The organism is Streptomyces sp. NPDC002669, from assembly GCF_042889165.1.
Classification (GTDB): Bacteria; Actinomycetota; Actinomycetes; order Streptomycetales; family Streptomycetaceae; genus Streptomyces.
On sequence record NZ_JBIAQQ010000007.1, the window covers coordinates 99,326 to 117,235 of the forward strand.

A 17,910-nucleotide genomic window follows, 5' to 3' on the forward strand; every position below is an offset into this window, starting at 1 on the left:
ACACCGGGGGATTCGCATCGGGACGTGGCGCAGCTTGGTAGCGCACTTGACTGGGGGTCAAGGGGTCGCAGGTTCAAATCCTGTCGTCCCGACTCGTGAGAGTCGTAGATCAGGGGCCGGGCCGGAGAAATCCGGACCGGCCCCTCGGTCGTTCCCGGGGACGGTCGGTACCGACATGTCCGGGCGGTACCGGTGGGCGGGCGGAGCCGGCCTCCTCCGCCCGGACCCGACAGTCCCGGACACGGACCTCCCGGCCGCCGCAGGCCCCGTGGTACCGCTCCGGCACCACGGAGCCGACAGGAACGAGGAGTACATGAGCCCGCGCCGAAAGCACGTCGTCGTTGCCGCGGTGGCCGCCCTGGCCGTCGCGGGCGGGGCGCTCATCTGGGGCATCGGCAACCGCGACGGGTCCGGCAACGGCCTCGACGGCGCCTGCCACGGGTCCGTCGCCGTCGAGGAGGCCCGGAACTTCTTCGACGGCGCCGAGTTGGAAGGCGAGGGGCACACGGGGGAGTGGGTCGGCCACGAGACCGACTGGTGCTCGGTCCGGGCCGAGGACGACGACCGGAGCGCCACGCTCCGGCTGCAGATACGGCCCGCAGCCGCGCACCGGAGCTCCGGAGCGGCCGAGGAGCCCGGCGCGGCGCCGATCGGACACGGCTGGAACGGCTCGGTCTCCGTCCGCGACCGTCCCAGGGCCGCCGTGCTCGTGGACTGCGCCCCGCTCGCGGGCAAGGGGCTGCTCGTCCTCACCGAAGCGACCAGGGAAGCCGACGAGCTGACGTCCGATCAGGTACGCGATGTCGTCCGCCTCGCCACGGAGACCGGCCGCCGCGCGGCCGAACGCTTCGACTGCGAAGGGGCCCTGGGCAAGCGCCCCGGAACGGTCGACCGCACCGGCGTCGCGACCCGCCCGGCCGCCGGGGCCGCCGCCACCTGCCGGGACGTCGTCAGTCCGCGCAACGCCCGGCTCGCACGCGTCACCACCGTCGACGAATACCCGGCCGGCCGTGCCCTGACCGAGGAATGCAGGGTGAACCGGGGCGAGCGCGATCACGTGCGCCTCAACGCCTACTACGGCCCCTCCGCCCTGCAGGAGAAGTACCTCGACGACCGCTACCCCGGCAGCGTCACCGGCTCCCGCACCCGGTCGTACACCTGCCGGGGCGCACTGGGCACCGCGTACTTCAAACTCACCCCTCCGAAGCGCGGCGACGGCAGGCCCGCCCCGGTCGATGCCCCGACGGCCGAGGTCTTCGACGAGCTCCTCACGGCCTTCGCCGCGAGCTCCGCAGCGCGCCACGGCTGCCCCACGACATGACGGGCTGTCAGGCAGCCTGCTCCGCAGGGACGTTGACGTGACCGTGATCCCCGTGTGATCCACGCGCCGTAGCCTTCACCCGGCCAGGGGGTCCGGGCGGAGACGGTCGAGGCGGGGGACAGCACATGACGTACCGGCGTGCGGTGATACCGGCACTGCTCGGAGGAGTACTGCTCACGGCGCTCCTGTGGTGGGCGGGGGAGAGCGCACAGGCGCTGCGCCTGCAGGGCGCCACGGGCACGATCGGGGGCCGGGCCGCCGCCGAACTCGAACGCTGGCTCGTCCCCTGGTCGTACCAGCCCTTGGCCGGTACGTGGGCGGGCGGCGACGTGCCCGGGGGGCCGGCAGGGGGCGACGGCGCCCGCTACCTCGCGCTGCACGGGACCGCGTTGCAGATCAGGTTCGCCGCGGTGTTCGCCTTCTTCGTGCCCGGGGCACTGCTCCTGATCCGCAGGCTGCCGCCGGTGCACGGCCGGATGCCGGCCACCCTGCTCGCGGTGTGGGCCTGGGGAATCGTGGCGGGGACGCTGGCGGTGACCGTCTCCGCACCATGGCTGATCGCCTCGTACGGCCACGGCAGTTACCGCTTCCTGCCCCAGCTGGCGAGCGTGATCTCCGCAGGCCGGCAGATCCTGGTGGTGACCGCCCCGGCCGCCGCGGCGGTGGCGGTGCTCGCGGCACGGATCACCGCCAGGGGCGCCGGTCCGCTGCCGAGGGAGGCCGTTCCGGCACGCGCCGCCCGGTCGGCCGCCACCGCCGGGACCGCGGTGACCGCACTGTCCCTGGTGGTCCTCTCGTACCAGCAGGTCGCCGCGGCCATCCAGACGGCCTTCCCCGGCGGCGGACTGCTCGCCGAGCCGGGCGACCTGCTGCGCCAGTGGCTGCTGCTCGGCGCCTGGTCGGAGCCCGGGGGCTCCGGCATCGATGCCTGGCTCCTGTACCGCGCCGCCGATGTGCTGCTGCTCGTCGTGGTGTGGTGGGCGCTGCGGTTGCTGCCCGGACTGCTCACCCGGGCCACGGTCCCGGCGATGGCGGCCGGTGCGGTCTGCGCGACGGTCCTCGGCCTGCTGGCGAGCCAGTTGCTGCGGGTGGCGACGGACGGCACGGGCGCGCCCGGCGGGTGGCCGCAGCTGTTCGCCACCCTCGGCGGCGGCGTCCCGGCGGCCCTGACCTGCGGGCTTCTGGCGGGAATCGTGGCAGCCGTGACACTGCGGGCGGCCTGCCGGAGCAGTGGCCCCGCCGCCGGCCCGCAGTCCCCGTAACGGCTGCTGCGGCCCGTCCCCACGGGCACGAGGGGGGTTCTGCCTGGTGGGGCGGGGTCCCGTACCCTTTCCCGGGGCCGGTCCGATCGGGGCGGGCGTGGCCCGGGGAACGCGAGGGGGCGGATTCATGCGGCACGACCGCGGCACGGACAGGGCACTCGACGTACTGGTCCGTCTGGCCGGGCCGGACGACGTGCGGCAGGCGGTGAGGGAGCGGATCGGGGTCGCGGAGCGGCCGAGCACGGTCGTTCCCGAGAGCCGCTGGGACAGCCTTTCGCAGCTCTCGGCCGACACGCTGCCGGTCTCCGCCCGGCTGTGGGTCCTGGAGGAGGACCGGGCGGACCTGAACGAACTCCTCGTCCTGGCCGACGGGTTGCCCCGGGGGCTGGGCTCGGCGGTCCTCCACGGCGAACCCTTCGGGCCCGGCAGGGAGGAACCCGTCCCGCTGATCGGGACGTTGCGGGACCGGCTCCTCGCGGAAAGCGCCGGGCAGCTTCCCGCAGCGGAACTGATCCCCGTGCTGCGGGCCGCGAGGACCATGCGCCAGGGCCGCCGGGCCGCCCGCTCGACGGGCCGCGGGGACTGGCCGCGCGTCATCGAGGCCGACACCGAGCAGCCGCTGCCCGGGTACACCCGATGGGCGCTCGCGCTGCGGCCCGACTGCCCCCCGGTCCTGCGGGAACGCTTCTCCGCCCACCCGGGATACGCCCACCGGATGCGGCTCGCGGGCATCGTCGACGGCCCGGAGAGCTACGTACGCCAGTGGCGTTCGGCCCGCACGGTGCTGTGTGCCCTCGACACCGGCCGCTGGGCGTTCCCCACCCGGGAGCGGGAGGCCGAAGAGGTACTGCGGCCCCTGGTGCGCGACTCGTTGGGGGCGAACGTCGAGGCGTGGGCCGTCCTGGCACAACTGCTGCCGACGTTCACGGGAACCGTCCCGGAGCTGATCGTGACCGCGGGCGCCATCGCCTGAGACAGGGCGGCGGGGAGGAGAGGGAGGCGGGGCGGCTGGAGTCGAACCAGCGTGTTCCGGTTCTGGAGACCGGTGCGACTGCCCCTGCGCTACGACCCCGCCCTGCCGCCGATCCTAGGCGAACCGCGGGGGCGAGAACACCGTCGCCCGTGCGCAGGCACTCCTGATGAGCAAGGGCGACGGGGCACGAAGGGGGCATCCGCAATGGCGTACGGGGAGCGCGGGGAACGGCCGCGCCACGTGATCGACCTGACGGACCGGCGCGCGCTGGAGCGGTGGCGGCCGGCCGACGGGGCGGTGATCGCGGAGGCGCGGCGGCTCAAGGAGGCCGCGCTGCTGGACCTCGGACTGTCCGGCTCGGTGGTGGCCTCCTGGATCCACGCCAAGTGCCGCCACCAGATACCGACCACGGCGGTGGAGACCGCCGCGGTGGTGGCGAGCGGCGACGGAACCTGTCTGCTCGTGTACAACCCGGAGTTCTTCGTCGGCATCGGCCTCGACGGGGTGAAGTTCGTCCTGTTCCACGAGGCGCGGCACCTGGTCCACCGGCACCTGTTCGTGGAGGAGGAACTGCGGGACGATCCGGTGTTCACCCTGGCGGCGGAGGTCTCCATCAACCACGTGGCGATGGTCCGCCTCGGCACGGAGGCGCTCCCGCTCCGGGACGGCGCACCGGTGGGCATCGACCCGCGCGAGATCTACGCGGCCTACCGGGAGGACCTCCTGGCGCACGGTCTGGACCCGGTGGACCATGCGGTCTTCGTCGCCACGGACATGTCGGTGTACGGCGAACTGAAGCGGATGGCGCACCCGCCGGTGCCGGCACCCGCGCTGTGCGTCCGGCTCTCGCACACCCGCGTACCCGCCGACCAGGAGACCGTCGACACCATGGTGTCCTCCGTACTGCTCAACTCGCTGCTCGCGGCCCGCCGCGGTCACGCGGTGGCGGAGGCGGAAATCGGCGAGCTGGTGGACCGCACGGACGGGGCGTCGGACCGGGTGAGCCGGATATGGGGCAGGCTCGGCGCGGGCCTGCTGCGCGGCCGGACCCCGGGCACCGGGCGGGTCGACTGGTGGCAGCGGTGGCTGGTGGACGTCGTCGCCTCGAAACTGCGGGACGGCGAGCGGCTGGTGTACCCGAAGAAGCGGGGCGCGCTGCTCGCCGCGCTCGGGCACGACCCGCTCCTCTCGCGGCGCGGCCCGGTGCGGGACAAGGTGCTCGTCATCGCGTACGACACCTCGGGGTCGATGCCGGACCACGTGGTCGACTGGCTGACCGAACTGGTCGGCGGGATCGACGGGGTGGAGGCGCACTGGCTCTCCTTCGACGCCGTGGTGATGCCGTTCCGCCCCGGCGAGCGGGTCTACGGCGGCGGGGGCACGAGCTTTCGGGCCGTCGCCGACTACGTGGAGGGGCGGACACCCGTCGACGGCCGGCCCTTCGAGGAGACCCCGGACGCCGTCGTGGTGCTCACCGACGGCCACGCGCCCCCCATCACCCCGGCCGAACCCGACAAGTGGATCTGGCTGATCACCGAGGGCGGCGACGACTGGCCCGACTTCCACCACCCCCCGATGGCCTGCCATCGCGTCACGACAGGATCGAGATGACCACGCCCCGCACCGTTCCGTGGCGGCCCAACGCCACCTACCCGCGACCGCCCGAGGGCTGGACGGGGGTGTCCCGGCTGGCGTCCTTCATCGACGCGATGATCGACATGGGACAGACGGGCCAGGTCTTCGGCGAGCACGGGGTCGGCAAGACGGCGACGTTCTTCTCGCACATCGCCGAGGCGTACCCGGACGCCGAACTGGTCTTCGTCCCGGCCGCCAACCTCACCCCGGACGACCTGCTGGTCAACGCCCCGGTACGGGACGGGCGGACGGGGGAGCTCGTGCTGCGGCAGCTGGTGATGGACCGGCTCCGGCCGGGGAAGCCGTTCGTCCTGCTCATCGACGACTCGTTGCAGGCCGGTGAGTCGATCCAGTCGCAGCTGATGCAGATCGCCTGCAACTGGACGCTCGGCGGATACGACCTGCGGGCCCTGGGCTGCATCGGCGTCTTCCTCACCGACAACGAATCGCTGAGCGAGACCGCCGCCCGCCGCGGCGACCTGGCGATCCTGGACCGGATGGTCACCATCAGGATCACCGCGAACGACACGGCCTGGCGGCTGAAACTGGCCGCGAAGTACCGCGACCGGGACCTCGGCGGTGTGTTCTCGCTGTGGGCGTCGCTGAGTTCCGCGCTGCGCGAGCTGCTGTCGCCGCGCACCCTGGACCACATCATCGCCAACGCCCAGGAGGGTTTCCCGCTGAGCTGGGGACTGCCCCTGGTCAACGGGGAGCGGCTGAGGCTCTCCGAACCCCTGCCCGACGGCCGCCCGGGACCCAACCGCACCCAGGAGATCCTGGACCGGATCGCCCGCGAGCTGGACGTGCCGAACCCGGCCCGGATCGCCGACCCCGTGCGCCGGGTGGTGCGGGCGGCGCTGCGCAACCGGTGGACCGTGCTGCTCCAGGGGCCGCCGGGATGCGGCAAGACCGAACTCGTCCGGCAGACGGTCCGGGAGGGCCTGGACGGGCGGGAACCGCTGTACTTCTCGCTGCCGGTGACCAACGTCGAGGACCTCTGCGCACCGATCCCGACCCCCGACGGGTCCCTGGAGAACCTGCTGGCGGCCGTGTTCACGGATCCGGGGCCGAAGGCGATCGTCTGGGACGAGTACAACCGCCCCAAGGACCGGGCGGCGTTCGCCAAACTGATGGAGATCACGCAGGAGTGGTCGCTGGCGGGCCGGCCGATCGACGGGCTGCGGGCCCAGATCGCGGTGCAGAACCCGCCGTACCACCTGGGCCGCAAACTGCTCGTGGCGCGGAACAACATCGCCCAGGCGACCCGGTTCACGGCCTCGCTGATGGTGGACCCCGGCGACATCCCGGCCAACGAGTGGCTGATCGAGAAGTACGGTGCGGTGGCCGAGACCGTGCTCGACTGGTGGAAGCACGACATCGACGAGGACGGCCGGGCCTGGATCACCAAGCGGACCATCGAGCGGCTGATCAAGCTCCACCAGCGGGGACTTCCGCTGGAGATGGGCACGGTGTACCTCGGGGACGGCGAGTACGCCCCGGTGCGGTTGGCCGGCCTCGTCGAGCGGCTGAACGACCGGCCGGTGACGGGGCTGCGGGAGCTGGCCCGGCAGGTGGACGCCTGGGAGCGGCGGCTGCGGCGGGCCGCGGACCGGTCGTCGGAGGGCGGCGACGACAGCGACGTGGTGCACCAGATCATCGCCAACGCCGAGCTGTCGCAGCTGAAGAAGCACCGCAGGGCGGTGACCAGGCTGGTGGCGCTGCTGCCGCCGAAGCTGCGCTCGACCTACCTGGTCGGCGCCCCGGAGCCGTACCAGCGGTTCTGGATCGAGGTGTTCGCCGCGATGCCCCGCCGAGGACCGGCCGGGGCTCCCGGCGGACCCGCGGGGGCGTGACGGGGCACGGCCCCGGAACTACCGGTCCCGGGGCGGGGCCGTCCGGTGGACGCTGCGGACCGCCTCGACGTCCGCGGAGACCGCGGGCCTCGGCAGATGCGCGCTGAACGCGTCCAGCCGGTGCCGGACACTGGTCGCGATGCCCTTGCCGAGGACGAAGCGGGTCGGGGTGGAGGCCCGGGGCGCGGCGTCCAGGAGCCGGTGCGCCTCGCGGCTGCGCAGCCCGGTGTGGGAGAGGACGAGATGGGTGAGGCGGTGCTCACGGGCCGCCAGGCTCTCGCCGATCGCGGTCGCGGCGGCGAGGTCGAGCCGGTTGTCCGCCGCGCCGAGGTTCCCGGCGGCCCGGACCCTGCCGAGGTCCAGGAGCTCGACGCCGGCGCCGGCCGCCGCGGCGACGAGCCGGGCGGCGGCCCGCGGCCCGACACCGTTGCTGGCGACGGAGAGCCGGGCGGTACGGCCGTACGGCGCGCGCTCCAGGGCGTCGGCCAGGAGCAGCGCCCCGTCGTCGCCCAACCGGGCCGCGGACGCGTACAGTTCGCCGACCGCTCCGGCGGCGAGCAGTGCGGCGAGCGGGGCCGCCCCGGTACGGCCGAGCGGGTTCCCGCCGACGAAGAGCCGTTCCACCCGGCGCCCGGAGGCGGCGGCCCCGAGCAGTGCCTCGGCGAGCACCGCGAGGCCCGCCGGGTCCAGGCCGGTCTGCACCAGGTCGAGGGTGCGCAGCCCGGACGCCGCGGCGACGAGGTCCGCCGCGGCCCGGCCACCGCCCGTGCCCAGCGGATTGCGCTTGAGCCACACCCCGCCGACGACGTGTTCGGAGGCGCGCAGACTGTCCGCGATCCGGCACGCGCCGCCCGCGGTGATGCCGTTGCAGCCCAGGTAGAGGGTCTCGACGCCCGCCCCGACGGTCCGCTCGGCGACGTCCGTGGCCCCGTCGTCGCCGAGCCCGTCGGTGCCCAGGAGCAGGTGCCGGACCCGGGCCGGGGCCGCGGCGTCACCGAGGGCCTCGGCGATCAGGGCGGCTCCTTCGGGGCCGAGGGCCTGCTTGCACAGGTCGAGCCGGCCGTCGGGCATCGCGGTCCCGGCCGGGAAGTCGAGCCGCCGGTCGGTGGCCGCACCGCCGCGCAGCCAGTCGATCAGCGGGCCGAGGTCGGCGATCGAGCGGGGCAGGACGCGGGGAACACCCGCGAAGGGCGCCTCCTCGGCGGGACCGGTCACCACGCCGCCTCCCGGTAGTCCTTGAGGAAGACGCCCGACACGGGCGAACCCGCCTCGCCCCGCACGATCGGGTCGTACACCCGCGCGGCCCCGTCCACGATGTCCAGCGGGGTGCGGAAGCCCTCGGCGGCGATCCGGTTCTTCTTCGGCAGCGGGTTCTCGTCGGTGATCCAGCCGGTGTCGACGCTGCACATGTGGACGCCCCGCGCGGCGAGTTCGGGCCCGCTGGTACGGGTGAGCATGTTGAGCGCCGCCTTCGCCATGTTGGTGTGCGGATGCCCGGCGGTCTTGCGCCGCACGGCGAAACGGCCCTCCACGGCCGTGACGTTGACGACGTACCGGTTCGGCCGGGGCGAGGCGAGCAGCAGCGGCAGCAGCCGGTCCACCAGCAGGGCGGGCGCGAGGGCGTTGACGAGCTGGGTCTCCAGCAGCTCGGCCGGGTCCAGCTCGCCGATCCGGGCGGACCAGGAGTTCACCGGGGCGTGGTCGGGCAGCAGCCCCGCCTCGTCCGCCTCCGCGAGGACCAGCGCGAGCGCCCCCGAGGCGGCGGGGGCCGCCAGGGCCCGCATCGGCTCGTAGCCGGGGGCGGCCCAGGCGCCCCCGGGGAGCGCGGCGGTCTCACCGGCGGCGAGCAGCGCGTACGACTCGGGCGGGCGGCGCACGGTCTGGGCGGCGTTGTTGACGAGGATGTCCAACGGCTCGCCGTCCCGGTGGAGCCGCTCGCACAGTCCCAGGACCTGGCGCGGGTCGCGCAGGTCGACGGCGACGACGGTGAGCCGGTCGAGCCACGCCCCGCTGCCGGGCTCCGCGCGGAACCGGCGCAGGGTGTCCTGCGGGAAGCGGGAGGTGACGAGGAGTTCGACGCCGTCGCGGAGCATCATCAGCGCCAGCTGGAAGCCGATCTTGACCCGCCCGCCGGTGAGCAGCGCCCGGCGCCCGGTGAGATCGGTGGACAGGGCGCGGCGGGAGGTGTTGTCGGCGGCGCAGTCCGGGCAGAGCGCGTGGTAGAACGCGTCGACCCGCCGGTAGAACGACTTGCAGACGTAACAGCGCCGGGGCCGGTGGAAGACCCCGTCGCCCGTCCCGCTCCCGCCGGACAGCGGCGCGTCCTCGCGCCGTGCGGGCGCACCGGTCGCGGTGGCGGCGACGACCGCCGCGTCGGCCTCGGCACAGGCGTCGCCGCGGGCCTTGCGGCGGCGCGTGCGGCCGTCGCGGGTGAAGGACGCGGCGACCTGCTCGGCGCGCAGGCGCACCGGGTCGTCGACGGGCAGGGCGCGCAGCTTCGCGACCGTACGGTCGAAGGCCGCCAGTTCCTCGTCGCCGATCCGCTCTTCGTCACTGGTCAGCGCCATGCCCCCGCCTCCGTGCCCGTCGTCGCCCGCCCCGGTGGTCCCGGCCGGATTCGAACCGGCGTGTTCCCTCATGCGAAGAGGATGCGACTGCCTCTGCGCTACGGGACCGGGCTGCCCGGACGGTCGGATTCGAACCGACGTGTTCACGACTTGGCAAGTCGGCGCGACTGCCTCTGCGCTACGTCCGGACAGTGCCGATGATCATACCGACGGTGTCCCGGGCACCGTCCGGGCGGGTTCCCGGCCGTACCGTCCGGCCGTTCGGCGGCGTTCCGGGCGCATTACGCTGGACTGGACACGGCAGCTCGACGCGGTACGGAGCCCTTCGCTTCCGGGCGAAGGCCCGTGTGCCCCCGGGAGGCATGATGAGCCAGCAGCCGGTGCTCCTGCCCTACACCGACCCGGCCTTCGTGGTGGACCCCTTCCCGCTCTACCGGCAGTTGCGCGACGACGGACCGGTACGGCGCGCCGTCATCGCGGGCGGCCTGGAGGCATGGCTGGTCACCCGGTACGAGGACGGCCTGGCGGCCCTGTCCGACCCGCGCCTGAGCAGCGACCTCCGCGACGCGTCGGACCCCCGGCTCGTCGAACTGCTGCCCGCCACGGACCGCGAGTCGGCGCTGCGCAACATGCTCCGCTCCGACCCTCCCGACCACACCCGGCTGCGCCGCCTGGTCTCCAGGGCGTTCACCGCGCACCGGGTGGCCGGGCTGCGGCCCCGCGTCCAGGAGATCGCCGACCGGCTGCTCGACGCGATCGGGCCGGACGGCCGCGCCGACCTCGTCGAGAGTTTCGCCCTGCCGCTGCCGGTCACCGTGATAGGCGAACTGCTCGGCGTGCCCGCCGCCGACCGGGACGACTTCCGGCGGTGGACCGACGAGATGATCCTGCGGGGCGCCGAGCGGCCGGACCCGGTGCGGACGGACCGGGCGTGGCGGCGGATGCGCGGCTGTCTGACCGGGCTCCTCGCCCAGAAACGGGCCCGTCCCGAGGACGATCTGCTCAGCGCACTGATCACGGCCCGGGACGAGGAGGGGCGGCTCGACGAGGACGAGCTGATCGCCATGGCCTTCCTGCTGCTGGTGGCCGGCTACATCACCACCGTCAACCTGATCGGCGGCGGCATCGCGGCCCTGCTCGCCCACCCCGACCAGCTGCGGGCGCTGCGGGACGACCCGGCGCTGCTGCCGGGCGCGATCGAGGAGTTCCTGCGGTACGACGGCCCGGTCAACCCGGGCATCGCCCGGTTCGCGCGCGAGGACGTCACCATCGCGGGCGTGAGCGTGCCGCGCGGCGCGACGGTGCTGATCGCGTCCGCCATCGCCGACCGCGACCCGGAACGCTTCCCCGACCCCGACCGCCTGGACATCTTCCGGCAGGACAACGCCCACCTCGCGTTCGGGCACGGCATCCACTACTGCCTGGGGGCCCCGCTGGCCCGGCTGGAGGGCCAGGTCGCCATCGGCACCGCGCTGCGCCGTCTGCCCGGCCTCGCCCTGGCCGTGCCGCCCGGAGAGCTGCGGTGGCGGCCGGGAGGTCTGCGCGGCCCCGAGCACCTGCCCGTCACCTTCACCGCCGACGCCCCGGTCCCCGGCGGCGCACCGGGCGCCGCCAGGTGAGGACCCGACGAGGGCCCGGGACGCCCGCGCGGTCACCGGCCCCGTCCCGGACTCAGTCGATGAGCTTGACCAGGAACGCGTCGAGGTTGGCCACGGTCCGCTCCACCTGTTCCTCCGTCGTCAGGGTCTCCTTGAAGCGGGCGCCCGGCGTCGCGGCCTTCTTGCCCCGCACGTACAGCGAACAGGCGAGATCGGTGCAGACGTACAGGCCGACCGAGTTCCCCTCCCGGCCCGCGGCCCCGGTCCGCCGGGCGGTCATCAGGGAGACCCCGTCGCCCGGGTGCGTGGTCAGACAGAGCGAGCACATGCTCCGGTGCAGGAAACCGCGCTGCCGCGAGGGGAACCGGAGCGCCACGCCGGTGAGCCTTCCGGCGTACTCGGTGACGAGATAGCTGCGTCCGGGGGCGGAGAGGTCGCGCCACCCCAGGAAGTCCAGGTCGTCCCAGGGCTGCTCGTCCAGGTCGCGGGGGAGCGGCAGGCGCTTGGCCTCCCCCTTGGAGCAGTTGATGAACGACGTGCGGATGTCCTGTTCACTCATGGGCTTCATGCCGGGGACGCTAACTCTGCCTACGACCACTAGGCAAACGGTTAATGAGGCAAGGAAGAAGGCCGGTTCCGGAGCGGTGCCCACCCGGCCGTCCGGCCGGGCGGTCAGATCGTCAGGCGCAGCGAGGTCGCCGAGATGCCGAGCCGTACCGTCTGCCCCCAGGTCAGTTCCAGCGCGTCCGCCTCCATCCCGTCGCCGAAGGCCACCACCCGGTCGGACTCGACGGTGAGCCGCAGCCCCTGCCCGCGCTCCAGCTCGCCCGCGACCAGCGAGGTGCCGGTCGCCGGGGAGGGCCATGCCTCGCGCACGAACCAGAGGAGGCGCGGGTCGGTGGGCGCCGGGAGGCGGAGCTCGCTGTGCCGTTCCTGCCACAGCGAGCGGAGCCACCCCGTGGCGCCGGTGCCCGTGCCGACCAGGACCCCGGAGGACGCCTGCGGTTCGGCCGGGGCGTCGGGGGCGTCCGGGCCGAGCCGGTAGCGGGCGGTCTGGTGCCCGGGCGGCCCCAGGTAGATCTCGTTGAGGGCGACCAGTCGCTGGGTGTCGTCGGCCACGGCCTCGACCATGGTCAGTTCGTCCGCCGCGCCGCCGGGGGCCACGGCCGCCCCGAGCAGGGCGGCCGCGTCGGAGGGCCGGTGCCGGACGAGCACCCCCGGATTGCGCCCGGGGTCGGTGTCGATGCCCACGACCGGCTGGCCGCTGAGGTACTTGGCGGCGTTGGCCACGAGCCCGTCCTGCCCGACGACGACCACCACGTCCTCGGGCCCGAACAGGAAGCGGTCCAGGTCCGCGCGCTCCACCCGCGACCGGCGCCACTGGAGCGGCACGGCCGCCGCCACGTCGGCGAGCGCCTGCTGGGTCTGCCGGTGCCGCCGGGCCACCTCGTCGATGGACCGGCCGCGGCTGGAGAGGAAGAACGCGGCCTGGCCGTGCGTGCCGTGGCGGGCGAGCAGTTCCTCGTACTCGGTGGTGCGGTGGACCAGTACCGCGCGCGGCGCGAGGCTCATGCCCGGGTCTCCGGGCCGGGCCGGCCGAGCTTGCTGAGCAGGCCGGTGAGCACGTCGGGGGAGAGGGTGAGGCTGTCGATGCGCGGCAGGTTCTCGGCGAGCCGGGTCGCGGCCAGGGCGTGCAGGGTCGCGTCGTCCACCTCGCCGTGCACCCGCAGCCAGGCGGCCTGGGCCTCGGCCCGTGCGGCGCCGACCTCGCGCGCCGCCTCGGCCTCGGCCCGCGCCAGGCGCACCTTGCGGGCCGCCTCCGCCTCGGCGCGCACCCCGTCGGCCGCCGCGTTCTCCTCGGCCTCGCGGCGGGTGTTGGTACCGCGCTGCTCGACCAACTGCTCCTCGCGGCGCGCCAGTTCGATCTGGCTGGCGAGCTCGTTCTCGGCGATGGCCCGTTCCCGTTCGACGGCCACGGCGCGGCGCTCGTAGGTGGCCCGGTCGGCCTCCTGCTGGATCTGCTCGCGGGCCGGGGTGCGCAGGGCGCGCTCCACCTCGGCCTCGGGACGGATGGCCACCACCCGCACGGCCACCACGTCGATGCCCGTGGCGGGCAGCCGCGGCTCGGCGGCGAGCCCCGCCGCGACCCGGTCGCGCACCGCCGCGACCCCGTCCACCAGGGCCTCGGCCAGCGCCGTCCTGGCCAGTACGTCCAGGGTGTGCTGCTGGGCGGTCTCGGTCAGCAGCGTGGCGATCTGCTCCAGCGGCGCGCCGCGCCAGGCCCCGGTGTCCGGGTCGATCGAGAAGTCCAGCCGGGCGGCGGCCTCGGCCGGGTCGTCGATCCGGTACGTCACGGTGGCCTGCACGGTCACGTCCTGGAAGTCGGACGTGCGGGCGTGGAAGGCCATCGCCAGCTCGCGGTCGTTGACCGGGACCTCCGAGAGTGCCGCGGTCAGCGAGCGGTACCAGAAACTCAGCCCGGGGCCGTCGTGGGCGAGCCGGCCCCGCTTGTGGTGGCGGATGTGCGCGGTGGGCGCGGAGCGCAGATGGCGCAAGCCGAAGCGCCTGGTGATGTCGGCCATGTCGGTCCCCCTGTTTCTCGTCATGAAGACGATAAGGGGAATGGCTCATTATCGTCAAGGGGACGAAAGTGATCGGTCGTCGGGCTCCGCCCCCGGCGACCCGTCCCGCAGGTCCCGCACGGCGAGGAACCTGGCCGGCGCCTCGCCCCCGCCGTGCACGGCCAGGTCGGCGCCGTTCACGTACGGGGCCAGTCCGCCCGCCAGGTACAGGCAGGCGCGCGCCACGTCGTCCGGCTCCGCCATCCGTCGCATCGGAATGACCCCGGCCACCGCGTCGGCGCCGCCCTCGCCGTACACCGACGCCGCGCTCCCGGTGCGGACCGGACCGGCCGTGATGTGGTTGACGCGCACCCGCGGCGCCCATTCCAGGGCCAGCGCCCGGGTCAGCGCCAGCAGACCGGCCTTCGCCGCCGTGTAGGCGGCCGTGCCCGGCTGGGGGGTGTGCGCGGAGACGCTGCCGATGTTGATGATCGAGCCGCCCCCGGGCTGCTCCCGCATGACCCGGTTGGCGGCCTGTGCCAGATGGAACGGGGCCAGCAGGTTCAGGGCGACGACCTTCTCGACGAAGCGCGGCGACATGGTGGCCGCGTCGGCGTCCGGGGAGCCGCCCGCGTTGTTGACGAGCACGTCCAGCCGTCCGAACCGTTCCACCGCCGCGTCGACCAGGGCGGCGGCGGCCGCCGGGTCGCGGACGTCGGCCGCCCGGAAGTGCGCCCGGCGCGGCCCGCTTCCGGGCGGCTCCGGCGGCTTGCTCCGTCCGCAGACCAGTACGTCCGCTCCGGCGGCCAGGAAGGCCCCGGCGATCGCGGCGCCGATGCCCTTCGTGCCACCGGTGACGAGCACCGCCCGCCCGGTGAAGTCGATCGGATTGCCGATGTCCATCGTCCGCCCCGCTGTCCTCGACGTGTGCGTGCGGCCGGGGCCGCGCCGGCCGGTCCGGACAATCTACCGAGCGTTTGTTTGGTGCAACAGGTGCCGGGCGGCGAGGGGGTGCGGAACCGCGGGGGGGGGGGGGGGGGGGGGGGGGGGGGGGGCGGGGGGGGGGGGGGGGGCGGGGGCGGGGGGGGCGGGGCCGCGCCCCCCCCCCCCCCCCCCCCCCCCCCCCCCCCCCCCCCCCCCCCCCCCCCCCCGGACGGTGCGCCGCCCCCGTCCCCACGGTGCGGCGCCTGCGGGCCGTCGTCATCCGCTCGGACGGACGGCCCACGGTTGAGGGGCTGGGGTCTTCCGTTACGAAAGACCCCGGGGCGCGGACGCGCCCAGCCCGAGCGCGGGAAGGATCGCGCTCTCCACGAAGTGGGTGAGGTACCTCTCGTCGGCGTACTTCCCCTCCAGCAGCGGCCGGGCGCGCAGCATGCCCAGCAGCTGCGCGGAGACGAACTCCGCCGCTGGGGCGTCCGCCGGGATCTCGCCGCGTTCCGCGCCCCGCCGGACCATGGCGTCGACCGCCGAGACGGCGGGTGCGATCAGCGACTCGCGCAGCGCGCGGAGCAGCTCGGGGCTCTGCAGTGCCGCGTGGCTCAGCGCGTGCATCAGCGGGGTGTCCTGCCCCGAGCCCGCGCCGATCGCCCGTGCCGCCTCGCGCAGATCACCGGCGAGCGTGCCGGTGTCGATGTGCGGGAGCAGGGTCTGCCGGGTGCCGTGCAGCGCGGCCACCACCAGTTCGGGCTTGGAGCCCCACTGCCGGTAGAGCGTGGACTTGCCGCAGCGGGTCCGCGCGGCGACCCCCTCCATGGTCAGCGCCTCGTAACCGGACTCCCGCAGCATGTCGAGCACGGCCGCGTAGAACTCCTGTGCCCGCTCCGGCGTGATCTTCGAGCGGCGCGTGGTGTGGGTCGGTTCCGGGGCGGTTTCCTGCGGCGGCATGCGTGTTCCCTCTCGGCGAATCTGCGACGAGGTCATCCGATACGCCAGTGTACCGATACGCCAGTGTACCGATACGCGACCGTATCGGTACACTGGCGTATCGATAGGGCATGGTCCGGACCATGCCACCGCAACACCGCTTCGTCAGCAAAGGGGCACCGGGTGATGTACGCCGGTAGCGAGCCAGCGGACCGGGAGCCGGACGGTTCTGCCCGACCGCCCCTCATCCGCGAGCTGCTTCTCGTCGTGGGACTCTTCGTGGTCTACAAACTCGGCCGACAGGCCGCCAACGGCCACGTCGACGAGGCGTACGCCAACGCCGGGCACGTCTGGGACCTCGAACGTGCCGTGCGCCTGCCCGCCGAGGGTGCGGTGCAGGACCTGCTGTTGCGCGACGAGACCCTGATCCACCTCGCGAACACCTACTACGCGACCGTGCACTTCCCGGCCACGGCGCTCTTCCTCGGGTGGCTCTACTGGCGCCGCCCGCGCCACTACGTCTGGTCGCGCCGGGTTCTCGCCGCGCTCACCGGCGCGGCCCTCGTGCTCCACCTGCTCTTCCCGCTCGCCCCGCCGCGACTGCTGGCCGCCACCGGACTGATCGACACCGGCCAGGTGTACGGACCGACGGTGTACGGGGCGACGCCGTCGACCGACTCGATGGCCAACCAGTTCGCCGCCATGCCGTCGCTGCACTTCGGCTGGGCGGTGATGGTCGCCGTCGGGCTGATCGTCGCGACCCGGAGCCGGTGGCGCCGGCTGTGGCTGCTGCACCCGGCCGTCACCCTGCTGGTGATAGTCGGCACGGCCAACCACTACTGGCTCGACTCGATCGTGGTCTCCGCGCTGCTCGCGGTGGCCCTCGCGGCGCTGCGGCTGCCGCGCGCGGAGCCGGTGCGCGCCCACCGCCCGTGGCCGTCCGCGACGGGCATGCCGGTGGCGGCGGCCGTGGGCGGGACCGCCGGACCGGGCATCCTCCCCGGCCCCCGGCCACGTCCGGTCTCCTCGTACGTTCCGCCAGGAGCCGCCGAGGGCACCGGGGCCGCTGAGATCTCGGGAACCGCCGGGACTGCCGGGACCTTCATGACCACCGAGATCCCGGGGCCCCCAGGAGCCTCAGGAGCTTCCATGACCGCCGGGGCCCGGCGGTGAACGCCACCGCGGCGGCCGTCGCGCTGTCCCTGGTCTCGGCCGTCGCCTACGCCGCGGCCGCGGTGGCACAGGCCCGCCTCGCCGGACGGGCCGACCCGGACGCCGGGGTGCTGCGGCTGCTCGGGCGGGGCGCCTGGTGGGCGTCGGTCGGACTGAACGCCGGCGGCGCGCTGCTGCACGTCGCGGCGCTCAAGTACGGTCCGCTCACCCTGGTGCAGCCGCTCGGCGCCCTCACCCTGGTCGCCGCCGTGCCGATGGGCGCCAGGGCCGCGGGACGCCGGGTCACCACGACCGAGTGGCGCGGCACGGTGCTCACCCTGCTCGGCCTCGGCGCCCTGCTCGCGACCACGGGCGGCGCCGCCCCGCACGAGACGCTCGGCCTCCCCGAGGCCCTGGCCGTCGCGGCCGGGACCGTGGCCGTCGTCGCCGGACTCGGCCGCCCGGGGGCCCGCCCCGGCCTGCGGCACGCCGCAGCCTCCGGCATCACCTCCGGGGTCGCCTCCGCGCTCACCCAGACGCTGACCGTCTCCGTCACCGATCGCACGGGCCCGCTGCTCAGCGGGCGCGTGGTGGTCGTCGCCCTGCTCGTCTCCGCGTTCGCGGCGGTCGGACTGCTGCTCTCCCAGACCGCCTACCGGGACGGCCTGGGCGCCCCGCTGGCGGTCGTCACGCTCGCCAACCCGATGGCCGCCGCGGTCATCGGACTGGCCCTGCTGGGGGAGCACCTCCGGGGCGGGACGATCGGCCTGCTCCCGGCGCTGCTCGGGACGGCGGCGGCGGTGCGCGGGGTGTTCCTGCTCAGCCGCGCCCAGGCACGGGCCCCGGCCGTCGGCGACCGGGACGCCGTGGCGGCCCGGGTGGCAACACCCTCGCGCGTCGTCGTCGCAAGCCGGGGCCCGCTGGACCCGCCGACTGCTCTCGACAGCTTCTCGGGGGAGCGCTCGGGCAGTGAGGGCGGCAGCCGTCGTCTGGGCAATGAGCTGGGGTACCAGTCCGCCTGATGGTGTGCGGCATGCCGGTGCCGGCGTAATCGGTGGTGCGGGCCGTTCGGCCGTTCCCGCCGTGCGTTTCGCCGATCGGGATCGGGGCGGCGATCGCCGAGGC

At 74.5% G+C, this 17,910-nt stretch carries 15 protein-coding genes and 4 tRNA genes; 9 read left to right on the forward strand and 10 right to left on the reverse strand.

Features of this window, described 5'->3' with window-relative positions; all coding sequences use genetic code 11:
• Window positions 1-18: 18 nt before the first annotated feature.
• From ACFYW1_RS13110 to ACFYW1_RS13125, 4 genes are all read left to right on the forward strand, one after another.
• A tRNA-Pro gene (locus ACFYW1_RS13110) sits at window positions 19-92 on the forward strand.
• 221 nt (window positions 93-313) lie between these two features.
• Window positions 314-1,321, forward strand: coding sequence for a hypothetical protein (locus tag ACFYW1_RS13115; RefSeq protein WP_388990949.1), 1,008 nt, complete (start codon window positions 314-316; stop codon window positions 1,319-1,321).
• Window positions 1,322-1,446: 125 nt separating this feature from the next.
• Window positions 1,447-2,583 carry a hypothetical protein gene (locus tag ACFYW1_RS13120; RefSeq protein ID WP_388990951.1) on the forward strand — a complete coding sequence of 379 codons (1,137 nt, stop codon included), beginning with the start codon at window positions 1,447-1,449 and terminating at the stop codon, window positions 2,581-2,583.
• A 127-nt stretch (window positions 2,584-2,710) separates the two neighbouring features.
• On the forward strand, window positions 2,711-3,556 hold the full coding sequence (locus ACFYW1_RS13125; RefSeq protein ID WP_388990953.1) for a hypothetical protein: 846 nt from the start codon (window positions 2,711-2,713) through the stop codon (window positions 3,554-3,556).
• Between the two features lie 25 nt (window positions 3,557-3,581).
• Here ACFYW1_RS13125 and ACFYW1_RS13130 read toward each other — a convergent pair.
• A tRNA-Trp gene (locus ACFYW1_RS13130) sits at window positions 3,582-3,657 on the reverse strand.
• Between the two features lie 103 nt (window positions 3,658-3,760).
• On the opposite strand from ACFYW1_RS13130, the gene ACFYW1_RS13135 reads away from it, so the two are divergent.
• Window positions 3,761-5,167 carry a hypothetical protein gene (locus tag ACFYW1_RS13135; RefSeq protein WP_388990955.1) on the forward strand — a complete coding sequence of 469 codons (1,407 nt, stop codon included), beginning with the start codon at window positions 3,761-3,763 and terminating at the stop codon, window positions 5,165-5,167.
• Entirely contained in the window at window positions 5,164-7,044 is a 1,881-nt protein-coding gene (locus ACFYW1_RS13140) for an AAA family ATPase (RefSeq protein ID WP_388990957.1), read from the forward strand. The genes ACFYW1_RS13135 and ACFYW1_RS13140 overlap by 4 nt, the downstream gene beginning before the upstream one ends.
• Window positions 7,045-7,062: 18 nt before the next feature.
• On the opposite strand, the gene ACFYW1_RS13145 is transcribed toward ACFYW1_RS13140, so the two are convergent.
• The 4 genes from ACFYW1_RS13145 to ACFYW1_RS13160 all read right to left on the reverse strand — a co-directional run bounded on the left by ACFYW1_RS13145 (window position 7,063) and on the right by ACFYW1_RS13160 (window position 9,799).
• A complete protein-coding gene (locus ACFYW1_RS13145; protein ID WP_388990959.1) occupies window positions 7,063-8,262 on the reverse strand; it encodes a ribonuclease inhibitor in 1,200 nt (399 codons plus the stop codon).
• Window positions 8,256-9,611, reverse strand: coding sequence for an SDR family NAD(P)-dependent oxidoreductase (locus tag ACFYW1_RS13150; protein WP_388990961.1), 1,356 nt, complete (start codon window positions 9,609-9,611; stop codon window positions 8,256-8,258). The genes ACFYW1_RS13145 and ACFYW1_RS13150 overlap by 7 nt, the downstream gene beginning before the upstream one ends.
• Window positions 9,612-9,646: 35 nt before the next feature.
• Window positions 9,647-9,719: transfer RNA gene (locus tag ACFYW1_RS13155), tRNA-Ala, on the reverse strand.
• Between the two features lie 6 nt (window positions 9,720-9,725).
• Window positions 9,726-9,799, reverse strand: a tRNA-Gly gene (locus ACFYW1_RS13160).
• Between the two features lie 177 nt (window positions 9,800-9,976).
• Here ACFYW1_RS13160 and ACFYW1_RS13165 point away from each other — a divergent pair.
• Window positions 9,977-11,230 carry a cytochrome P450 gene (locus tag ACFYW1_RS13165; RefSeq protein WP_388990963.1) on the forward strand — a complete coding sequence of 418 codons (1,254 nt, stop codon included), beginning with the start codon at window positions 9,977-9,979 and terminating at the stop codon, window positions 11,228-11,230.
• Between the two features lie 52 nt (window positions 11,231-11,282).
• On the opposite strand, the gene ACFYW1_RS13170 is transcribed toward ACFYW1_RS13165, so the two are convergent.
• From ACFYW1_RS13170 to ACFYW1_RS13190, 5 genes are all read right to left on the reverse strand, one after another.
• Complete coding sequence (locus ACFYW1_RS13170) at window positions 11,283-11,777, reverse strand: FBP domain-containing protein (RefSeq protein WP_388990965.1); 495 nt, start codon at window positions 11,775-11,777, stop codon at window positions 11,283-11,285.
• A gap of 104 nt (window positions 11,778-11,881) precedes the next feature.
• The gene (locus ACFYW1_RS13175; protein WP_388990967.1) at window positions 11,882-12,781 is read right to left on the reverse strand and encodes a hypothetical protein; all 900 of its coding nucleotides are present in this window, start codon (window positions 12,779-12,781) and stop codon (window positions 11,882-11,884) included.
• Window positions 12,778-13,791, reverse strand: coding sequence for an SPFH domain-containing protein (locus tag ACFYW1_RS13180; RefSeq protein ID WP_356936391.1), 1,014 nt, complete (start codon window positions 13,789-13,791; stop codon window positions 12,778-12,780). Before ACFYW1_RS13180 ends, ACFYW1_RS13175 begins: the two co-directional genes overlap by 4 nt.
• A 54-nt stretch (window positions 13,792-13,845) precedes the next feature.
• Window positions 13,846-14,673, reverse strand: coding sequence for an SDR family oxidoreductase (locus ACFYW1_RS13185; RefSeq protein WP_388990969.1), 828 nt, complete (start codon window positions 14,671-14,673; stop codon window positions 13,846-13,848).
• Between the two features lie 345 nt (window positions 14,674-15,018).
• Complete coding sequence (locus tag ACFYW1_RS13190) at window positions 15,019-15,654, reverse strand: TetR/AcrR family transcriptional regulator (protein ID WP_388990971.1); 636 nt, start codon at window positions 15,652-15,654, stop codon at window positions 15,019-15,021.
• Between the two features lie 162 nt (window positions 15,655-15,816).
• On the opposite strand from ACFYW1_RS13190, the gene ACFYW1_RS13195 reads away from it, so the two are divergent.
• Window positions 15,817-16,806, forward strand: a complete 990-nt coding sequence (locus ACFYW1_RS13195; RefSeq protein WP_388990973.1) for a phosphatase PAP2 family protein — start codon at window positions 15,817-15,819, stop codon at window positions 16,804-16,806.
• Window positions 16,803-17,807 (forward strand): hypothetical protein, encoded by a 1,005-nt coding sequence (locus ACFYW1_RS13200; protein WP_388990975.1) that lies wholly within the window; start codon window positions 16,803-16,805, stop codon window positions 17,805-17,807. Before ACFYW1_RS13195 ends, ACFYW1_RS13200 begins: the two co-directional genes overlap by 4 nt.
• The last annotated feature ends 103 nt before the right edge of the window (window positions 17,808-17,910 follow it).